The organism is Bacteroidota bacterium, from assembly GCA_034439655.1.
Classification (GTDB): domain Bacteria; phylum Bacteroidota; class Bacteroidia; order UKL13-3; family UKL13-3; genus CANJUD01.
Map to the genome: position 1 here is coordinate 1 of JAWXAU010000162.1, position 9,147 is coordinate 9,147.

Annotated in this window: 8 protein-coding genes; 6 read left to right on the top strand and 2 right to left on the bottom strand. The window is 36.1% G+C overall.

Annotated elements, in window-relative coordinates; genetic code table 11:
- Nucleotides 1-155: 155 nt before the first annotated feature.
- Both SGJ10_12120 and SGJ10_12125 read right to left on the bottom strand, forming a co-directional pair.
- Entirely contained in the window at nt 156-1,424 is a 1,269-nt protein-coding gene (locus SGJ10_12120) for a hypothetical protein (GenBank protein MDZ4758867.1), read from the bottom strand.
- Entirely contained in the window at nt 1,424-2,854 is a 1,431-nt protein-coding gene (locus SGJ10_12125; GenBank protein MDZ4758868.1) for a hypothetical protein, read from the bottom strand. The genes SGJ10_12120 and SGJ10_12125 overlap by 1 nt, the downstream gene beginning before the upstream one ends.
- Nucleotides 2,855-3,091: 237 nt before the next feature.
- On the opposite strand from SGJ10_12125, the gene SGJ10_12130 reads away from it, so the two are divergent.
- The 6 genes from SGJ10_12130 to SGJ10_12155 all read left to right on the top strand — a co-directional run.
- Nucleotides 3,092-5,323: a RelA/SpoT family protein gene (locus SGJ10_12130; GenBank protein ID MDZ4758869.1), complete on the top strand. Its 2,232-nt coding sequence runs from the start codon at nt 3,092-3,094 to the stop codon at nt 5,321-5,323.
- Between the two features lie 8 nt (nt 5,324-5,331).
- Nucleotides 5,332-7,440, top strand: coding sequence for a cation-translocating P-type ATPase (locus tag SGJ10_12135; protein ID MDZ4758870.1), 2,109 nt, complete (start codon nt 5,332-5,334; stop codon nt 7,438-7,440).
- Nucleotides 7,441-7,462: 22 nt separating this feature from the next.
- Nucleotides 7,463-7,711, top strand: a complete 249-nt coding sequence (locus SGJ10_12140) for a hypothetical protein (protein MDZ4758871.1) — start codon at nt 7,463-7,465, stop codon at nt 7,709-7,711.
- A gap of 343 nt (nt 7,712-8,054) precedes the next feature.
- Complete coding sequence (locus SGJ10_12145) at nt 8,055-8,384, top strand: hypothetical protein (protein MDZ4758872.1); 330 nt, start codon at nt 8,055-8,057, stop codon at nt 8,382-8,384.
- Nucleotides 8,385-8,399: 15 nt separating this feature from the next.
- On the top strand, nt 8,400-8,570 hold the full coding sequence (locus SGJ10_12150; protein MDZ4758873.1) for a hypothetical protein: 171 nt from the start codon (nt 8,400-8,402) through the stop codon (nt 8,568-8,570).
- 416 nt (nt 8,571-8,986) lie between these two features.
- The coding region (locus tag SGJ10_12155; GenBank protein MDZ4758874.1) for an RNA-binding protein at nt 8,987-9,147 on the top strand (161 nt) is incomplete at its 3' end.

Sequence of the window (9,147 nt, forward strand, 5' to 3'; positions counted from 1 at the left end):
ACCAGCCTCTTCTGAGAGTGGGTAGTCTATGATAATAAATATTTTCGTAGACGACGGGGATCCGCCGACCTCAGGGTTATGCCCGCCGCGGTGGGCTGTTCTCTAACCAACTGAGCTACCTCGCCGTTTTCGGGGTACTAATATAGGGCGAAAAATTAATGAGGCAAAGAAGGGATTTCAAATAAGCAATATTTTTGGTTGGGCTCTATAGGAATCCATTGCACAGCATGGGTTTCAGGACTTTGCGAAACTTGTTTTTTTTCAGTAACGAGTCTACTCGCATGGCGGTTTTTAAGCAAGGGCTCATAGGTGCCGTTTTCCAAATTATGATACTCCAGAATCACATTTTGATTGCCCATTGCTGACAAGGCAAATTCCATAGGAACCTCATAAAGCCTATCATTTTGTGAAACAACTTCACCTATTTTGTATAATATTTGTTTCAAATTACTTTCAGCAGAATTGTTCTGAACCTGCAAACACAAATGCCAAACTGGGAAAACACAAACAGACACCAAGGTCAAAACAGTTTGTAAGCTATTGTACTCATTTTTATGTGGCATCGAAATACATTTATATAATACAAACACTACTACATAATCATAATAATAATCTTTGCCCAATAAGGTTGCAAGTATCACAAAAACTAGCCACTGCAGCAAATCCCTTTTCATATTATTACCCGCAACACAACGATATATATAATAAAAATTGATAAAAATACAAGATTTAATAAAGCTAAACAAAGGCAAGTGCAAATTCCCTTCAAACCTGGATTCCATTGTATAAAGCATAGTTTGTACAAACTCAGGAAATATAAAAATAATAGCTAGTATACTTATAGCCAATACACCCAAATCGAGCAGAATATTTTTGATGGCGTACTTTGAATTGGTGATATTAAATAATATCGCAAACAATCCCGCCGCAGGGTGAAGAGCCAGAAATAATAGACTAATCACAATATGCACCCACTCCTTTTTGATGCGACTGTGGAAGCCATAGTATAATAATAAAAACAGATTAATCAAATGTTCAGGCCGTAAACTAATGAAAGTATTACAACTAATAAATAATCCTACAATAAGCCAACTTTGCAACCTAGGAAGATCGAATTTCTTCGCTAATTTCACGATTACAAATACATATAATAAATTGATGATGCTATTTAAAATAAAAGGCCCATATATACTATTCCCCATGATTAAATAGAACGGTATCTTCAAATAATAATGCAGTAAGGGTAAACGATATCCTGTAAAAATATCCTCAGCCCAATACCCTTGAATAGCTGAGAATACAGGCGTTAACGTCCAAACACCATCGTGGGTAGGAAGTGGATGAATATAATAGTTTGCTCCCATGCACACCAAAGTAAGCAAGGTTAATAGTATCGCAAATTTATATAATAATTTCTCGCTCATTATTTAATTTTTACAAACTCCTTGTCTTGATTTTTCTTATGGAAATTTGTGATATCAGGATTATAACGGAACATTCTATTATCTCCATTTTTAATAACTTCAAAATATACAGGTCCTGGATGTTTCATAATTTGCTTTTCAAACTGAGGCAATGAAGGTGACAAATTTTTCATCACATTTTCATAGGGTGAGATTACATATAAATCGGTTCGCATAAACTCTAGCCACTTATCTGCAAAAGCCACTGCTGATCCAGGCTCTAAGGTTTTGTATTTTTTAACCAAATGCTCATATCGTTCTATAAATGTTTCCGATTTTAAGTACTGAATCATATATAAACTTTTGCCGACGCCGTTAATGGCAAAAATAATACATACTGTATAAAATAAAAACTTATACGAAATTCTCAGATGGTAAAAATGCAAAAGTCCAAACAAGAGCATAATAGTTGCTACTATAAAAAATCTAGGCTGATTCAGGCCAATGGCGTAACTGTTACGCATCAGTAAAGGGATTACGATATAGGAAATTCCCAATATCAAAGCCGAAATAAATATTGCTTTATCCTCCGATTTTTTGGATTCGATATATAATTTCGATTTAACAATTCTATATATAATCATTCCTACTACCGTGAGACTAAAAAGCTTTTCATACCAACTGTTCAAACTATAGCAAAAGAGAAAATCGAAACAATTAACTATTTGCAGAAAGAAACTGATTCCAAAGTCTGCAAGTTCTGAAATACTGGGGTTCCAATCATAACCACTCAATTTATTTTTAGCAAAATAATTAAACCATATAAAAGATAATTCAGCTAAAGCAATTATAATAAATACACCGGCAATACTATTTAGTTTTTGTTTGTCCTTTTGCTTGTAGGTTTTGTAAATTAAATAACAAAACGGCAGCAAAGTTATAATACCTAAATAACGTAAACCAATTGCACTCATACTCGCTAAAGCTATGACAATAGACCATTTGAGCGGTTTGCTACTAGTCAAGAATTTTTGCACCGCCAATAAAAACCATATTAAGACACAAGTAAAGGGCACTTCGCTCCAACCCTGATAAACCATATCAAAAAATCCTGCATGAAATATTATCAATATATAAACAGGGGCCTGCTGTTTATAATACTTCTGCAACAAAATAATCGTAATTCCCACAAAAATCAAATTCACAATTTTGATAGCAATATATACTGGTAAATTTGTTAGCAAAGCCAAGTATCCTGTCAACATGGGATACAGCGGTGGCCATATAAAAAAATTCTGAGGCTCATTATAATATATATAATCGGGGGTCATTACCGCAAACCCATTCCCATCTTTAATACTCTCTGCCAGTCTCAAATACCAAGGGGCATCCATCGTGATACCTCCATACGGGTCAAAATAGCTGAGGGTTGCTACTGATATAGCAAGCACAACTAAATAGGTAAACGGGTTTTTATATAGCTTTTGAGGAAAATTCACTTCAAGCTACGAATAACAGTTATTTTTTGCAGAATACCCATTCCTTTTTTTACGCGGCCTCAAGGTTATGCACAGGGAAGAACTTCGCTAAAACTAACTTTCTCTTCTAATTGTTTATATTTTGCAAGCGACAAACAGGAGGAAGAAATTGCTTTTTGGCAAATCATTGCTAATTTTGAACACTATATTATGGACCAAGCAAAAATAGATCAGGCCGCACACGAGAAAGCGGAGATATTAAAAAGGTACAGGCAATTACTGAAAGCTTGTAAATCGACCTTAGAAAAAGGCGACAAGGAACTCATCCGCAAAGCATTTGACATGGCTCTGGAGGCACACAAAGATATGAGACGCAAGAGCGGTGAGCCTTATATATACCATCCGCTCGCCGTTGCCAAAATTGCTGCCGAAGAAATTGGATTAGGCACTACCAGTGTGGTTTGTGCTCTGTTGCATGATGTTGTCGAAGATACTTATATAACTTTGCCTACCATCAAAAAGCAATTTGGTGCCAAGGTAGCAAGTATTATAGATGGGCTCACCAAAATTTCAGCATCGGTTTTCAATGAACAAACCAATAGTTTGCAAGCGGAGAACTTCCGCAAAATGCTGCTCACCTTGGGCGATGACGTGCGTGTTATTATATTAAAACTTGCTGACCGATTGCATAATATGCGAACGCTGGAGAGCATGAGTCGTAATACGCAACTTAAAATTGCCAGCGAAACATTATATATATATGCACCACTTGCCCATAGGCTTGGACTATATGCCATGAAAACGGAGCTTGAGGATTTGTCAATCAAATTCACCGAGAGTAATCAGTATAAACTGGTAGCTGCCAAGCTCTCTGAAACCAAGCAAGAACGCAATAGGTTCATCAAAAAATTTATTGAAGATTTGGATCATAAACTTCAAACTTTGGGCTTAAAGTACGAGATAATTGGTAGGCCAAAAAGTATATTTAGCATCATGAAAAAGATGCAAAAACAACAAATACCTTTTGAAGAAGTATATGATTTATTTGCCATTCGTATCATTGTGGATTCTCCGCTTGAAAGGGAAAAGGCTGATTGTTTTCAAATATATGGATTGCTTACCGACAATTATACTTTGAACCCTGCCAGATACCGTGATTGGATCACACATCCAAAATCGAACGGATATGAAAGTTTGCACACAACAGTTCTAAGTCATGATGGAAAATGGGTAGAGGTGCAAATACGTACATCCCGCATGGATGATATTGCCGAGAAGGGTTATGCAGCACACTGGAAATATAAAGAAGCAGGCGTGAAAACTGATAGTGGATTGGAAGATTGGCTTGCAAAAGTGCGAGAGACACTCGAGAATCCAGAAGCAAGTGCGTTGGATTTTATTGATGATTTCCAACTGAATTTTATGGGCGAAGAAGTATTTGTTTTTACGCCCAAAGGTTCTCTTAAAAAACTATCACAAAATGCTACAGCACTCGATTTTGCTTTTGATATCCATAGCGATGTGGGTAACCACTGTATAGGTGCTAAAGTGAATAATAAATTAGTGCCCTTAAGTTATAAATTACAGAATGGGGATACTATAGAAATACTCACTTCGCAAAAGCAAAAACCCAATGAAGACTGGCTCAATTTTGTGGTTACTGGCAAAGCTAGAAGTCGTATAAAATATTATTTGAAAGAGGAAATACATAAAGTGGCCGAGGAGGGCGAAGAGTCCATCAAACGAAGGTTTAGGAATAGTGGGATAGAAATGACACATGATGATATAGAAAAATTGGTAAAACATTTCGACCTGAAAAGTTCTCTAGATTTTTTCTATTTGGTCGGCAAAGGTTCTATTGATAAAACTACCTTGAATTTAAAAGAAACGCTTGCCGAAAAACCACGTCAAACTACCGATAATAAAAGCCAAGACAAGGCTCGAGAAATAGCATTGAAAGCCAAACAAAAAGATTTGGTGAGACCCGATACTATTATTATAGGTGATGATGATACTGACTTGGATTATTCACTTAGCACCTGTTGTGCACCCATTCCTGGCGATGATATATTTGCATTTGTAACCGTTGGTGATGGAATTAAAATTCACCGTACTAATTGTAAAAATTCTCCCAAAATGATGTCGACCTATGGGTATAGAGTGCTCAAAGCTCGTTGGTCGAAAGGCGGTGCGGTAAGCGAAAAATCATTCCTTACCAATATAAGTATTGTGGGAACAGACTCGGTGGGAATTGTGCAGGGAATCACAGATATTATATCCAAGCAAATGCAAGTGAATATGAAATCTATCAGTATTGATACCGTGGATGGACGATTTGAAGGAAGTATTTCATTATATATATATGATACCAATCATCTCGATGATATTATACAAAAAATATCGGAAGTGGATGGCATATATCAAGTAATTAGAAACAGCTAAAGGGGTATATGCAAGAGGAGCTGATTGTACAAGGTATGCATTGTCAAGGCTGTGCAGATTCTGTACGCAAAGAGCTTGAGAAAAAAGGGCTAGAGGAAGTATATGTAGATTTTGTGAGTGCAAAAGCTACGTTTCAAAATTCTAAACACATTCCCTTAAAAAGTATTATACCTTCTATTCAGAAATTGGGTTACACTGCAAGCATTATAAAACAAAAATCTGCATGGTATAATAAAGTAGAAAACCTATTTCTGCTCACACTTCCCTTTACGATTATATTACTTTCTCACATGTTTGTGAGTATACATTTATTACACAATCCGTGGTTTCAACTTATTATTTGTTTGCCTGTTTTAGCTGCTGGAATTTGGGTATATGGAAAATCGGCATGGGCTAGTGTGAAAGGACTTTCACCGAATATGAATGTATTAATCATGTTGGGGGCTTTGGCATCATTTATATATAGTTTGGTGGGCCTATTAATTTTCGATGGCGACCACAATTATATATTTTTTGAAACCACTGCAAGTATTATATCATTTGTGATGCTGGGTTCTTATATAGAAAAAAGAGCAGTTGCTCAAACTACAAAAAATCTCGATTTATTGAAAGCCAGTACCCCACTTAAAGCCACCAAACTATTATATGATTTGCTGAGTGGCAAAGAGGAACAAATTGAAGTAGATGCCCGACAGATAAAGAAAGGAGACACCTTGATGGTAGTAACAGGCAGCCAAATTCCAGCAGATGGTATTATTATAAATGGCAAAGCTATCGTTGATGAAAGTTTGCTAACCGGTGAAAGTCCTGGTATGAAAAAGAACTTGGGCGATAAAGTAATTGGCGGAAGTTTATTAAATGAAGGTTGGCTCAAAATTACGGCGACCAGCAATTTTAGTGATAGTACACTTAGTAGAATTGTGAGTGAAGTAGAAAAAGCCAGCAGCCAAAAACCAGAAATACAATTATTGGCTGACAAGATAAGTGCCGTATTTGTTCCCGCAGTTTGTGTTATATCATTGATTACTTTATTAGCCAATCATTATATAGTAGATTTGAGTTGGGGACAAAGTTTGATGCGTGCAGTTGCGGTATTGGTTATATCATGTCCTTGTGCGTTAGGATTAGCTACACCCCTTGCGGTAGTAGTAGGTTTGGGCAGGGCTGCCCGCAAAGGAATTATAGTAAAAGCCGGATTACATTTGGAAACTTTGGCTAAAGTAAATGCGATTGTATTTGATAAAACAGGAACACTTACCAGTGGCAAAATGAAAGTGAGTGCATTTGAAAGTTTTGATTTTAGCGAACGTGATGCGAAGAATTATATACATTTTTTGGAGACGCATTCATCGCATCCCATTGCACAAACAATAGTGAGAAATTATCACCATTGGAGGCATCACAGTATTGCGTTTGATAAGGTAGAAGAAGTAAGCGGAATGGGCGTGAAAGCCTTTGACCACTTTGCCAATCGATATACATTGGGTAGTTTAGAATTGAGTATAAAACCCATTAAAGAACCCAAAGTAAAGTGGGATATATATTTAACCTTAAACGAAACTATTGTAGCTGCATTTAATTTAGAAGAAGAACTAAAACCCGGTGCTTTAGAAATGGTCCAAGTGCTCAAACAAAAAGGTTTTGAAACTATTATACTTAGTGGCGATTCGCAAATTAAATGTGATAACGTGGCAAAGAAATTAGGAATTGATAAAGTATATGCACGAGCATTGCCCAGTAAAAAAGCAGATATCATTAAGAAACTTGCTAAAACTAAAACAGTAGCCATGATAGGCGATGGCATTAATGATACTATTGCTATGGCCAAAGCAAATATAGGAATAGCGGTAGGCGGTGCAGCAGATTTAGCCCGTGAGCATGCCAATATTGTTATATTAAAAAACGAACCTGATATTATAATAGATGCATTAACTGTAGGACAAAATACTTATGATGCTATCAAACAAAATTTGTGGTGGGCATTGGCCTATAATACTATTGCTATTCCACTAGCAGCGATGGGTTATTTAAGCCCGCTACTTGCTGCATGGGGCATGGCTTTTAGCGATGTGGTGTTAGTATTGAATACGCTATGGAAATTGGGGAGGCGTAAGTGAGGAATGTATATATTATTGGGTGATGATAACCAACCATGAGCAGGTTGAAATGCATTTAGATGCGACAGAAAATATTAATACGGCCTATACACCCAATAATATGAATAAAAAATTATTTTATGATAGATTCATCTATCCAGCGTTTAAAGAAAGTCATGGCAGAACGCTTTTAATATACTTTGTTACTGGTATCCCATACATATCAAACTGGGGACATTTTTTGACTACCTCGGATAAATACAAGCAAAAGTGGCGAGCTGCCTATAAATGATTATAATGGATTTCCTTAGCAGGGTGCTGTTTGTGTCAGAAAAGACCACATCATGATAGCTGACGTAGATATTGTATATGACCTCCAAGGTTGTCGCATGCTCGGCAATGAAGATGGTACGCCCATGGTGAATGAAGCGTTTCAGTGGCTATTGTATACATAAGGCATTGAAAAGGAATATACCGAGTTCATAAAAATCCCTTTTGATGATTTTTTAGACTTGGTAGAAAAATGGAAATTATTTATAACCGAATCTAATAAAGATTAAGAAAACCCGTGATAGCCATCAGAAGAAATTTCGCCCGTGGTTGGTTATTATCTCGACCATATATACTTTTGCATTATGGAAAACGGAATGGAATTTTTTACCGCAACCTGTTTAAACTGGCAACCGTTGTTGCAAGTTGATATCCATAAAAATATCATTATAGATAGTATGCGATATCTAGTTTCAGATAAACGTGTTTGGATATATGGTATTGTTATCATCCCCAATTATATTCATTTACTATGGTGCAAACAAGAAGCTTGGATCGGTAAGAATATACAGCAAATGTTTTTGAAGGATATCGCACAACAAATCAAATTTAATCTGATAAAAAATTATCCATACGAATTAATAAACTATAAAAGCACGCAAGCAGATAGGGAATATCAATTCTGGAAAAGATGACCTCTATCAACCATAATGTATAATAGAACTGTAGCAGAACAAAAACTCGATTATATACATAATAATCCTGTTAAAAAAGGGTTATGTGAATTGCCAGAAGACTATAAATATTCTTCTGCTGCTTATTATAAATTAAATGATGAAAAGCAGTGGGATTTTTTAACGCATTATAGGGAACATATATAGAGTGGGAGTTAGCTGAGTATGGTCGGTGATAATAACCAACCATGGGCACATGAAAAGCAGTGGGATTTTTTAACGCAGTATACAGAGCATATATAGAGTGAGAGCTTGTCTCTGGGTATGGTCGATGATAATAACCAACCACAATCAATTCCAATCCATTACCCCCTATCATTCAAACATTTGTAGAAACAAGAATAGACGAGATGCTTGAAATAAAATGCTTTCTTGGGGGCAATATAAGTGCTTAAAGTCTAAATTCAGAAATTTAAAAACCTAAACATCAGTATTTTAATTAAAAAAGTAAAAAAAAATAGGGCAAAAAAAACAACATTGAACTTGCCCACATACCTTTGCCTTACTTACCCTAATACTAAAACAAACAAAAGGGAAAGTATAAATTAAACTAAATTACACAAATGACTATTTACATTGGAAACCTCAGCCATCAGGCTACCGAGGATGATTTGATGTCCCTGTTTTCACAACATGGTGAGGTAACATCAGCAAAGATCATCAAAGACAATTTCAGTGGCAGACCTCGTGGTTTTGCTTTTGTAGAAATGGCCGACGACGAGGC

What these genes read in the sequence shown, in the direction of transcription:
- SGJ10_12130 (MDZ4758869.1), top strand. Translation starts at nt 3,092, where the DNA reads ATGGACCAAGCAAAAATAGATCAGGCCGCACACGAGAAAGCGGAGATA.
- SGJ10_12135 (MDZ4758870.1), top strand. Translation starts at nt 5,332, where the DNA reads ATGCAAGAGGAGCTGATTGTACAAGGTATGCATTGTCAAGGCTGTGCA.
- SGJ10_12120 (MDZ4758867.1), bottom strand. Translation starts at nt 1,424, where the DNA reads ATGAGCGAGAAATTATTATATAAATTTGCGATACTATTAACCTTGCTT.
- SGJ10_12145 (MDZ4758872.1), top strand. Translation starts at nt 8,055, where the DNA reads ATGGAAAACGGAATGGAATTTTTTACCGCAACCTGTTTAAACTGGCAA.
- SGJ10_12140 (MDZ4758871.1), top strand. Translation starts at nt 7,463, where the DNA reads ATGATAACCAACCATGAGCAGGTTGAAATGCATTTAGATGCGACAGAA.
- SGJ10_12150 (MDZ4758873.1), top strand. Translation starts at nt 8,400, where the DNA reads ATGTATAATAGAACTGTAGCAGAACAAAAACTCGATTATATACATAAT.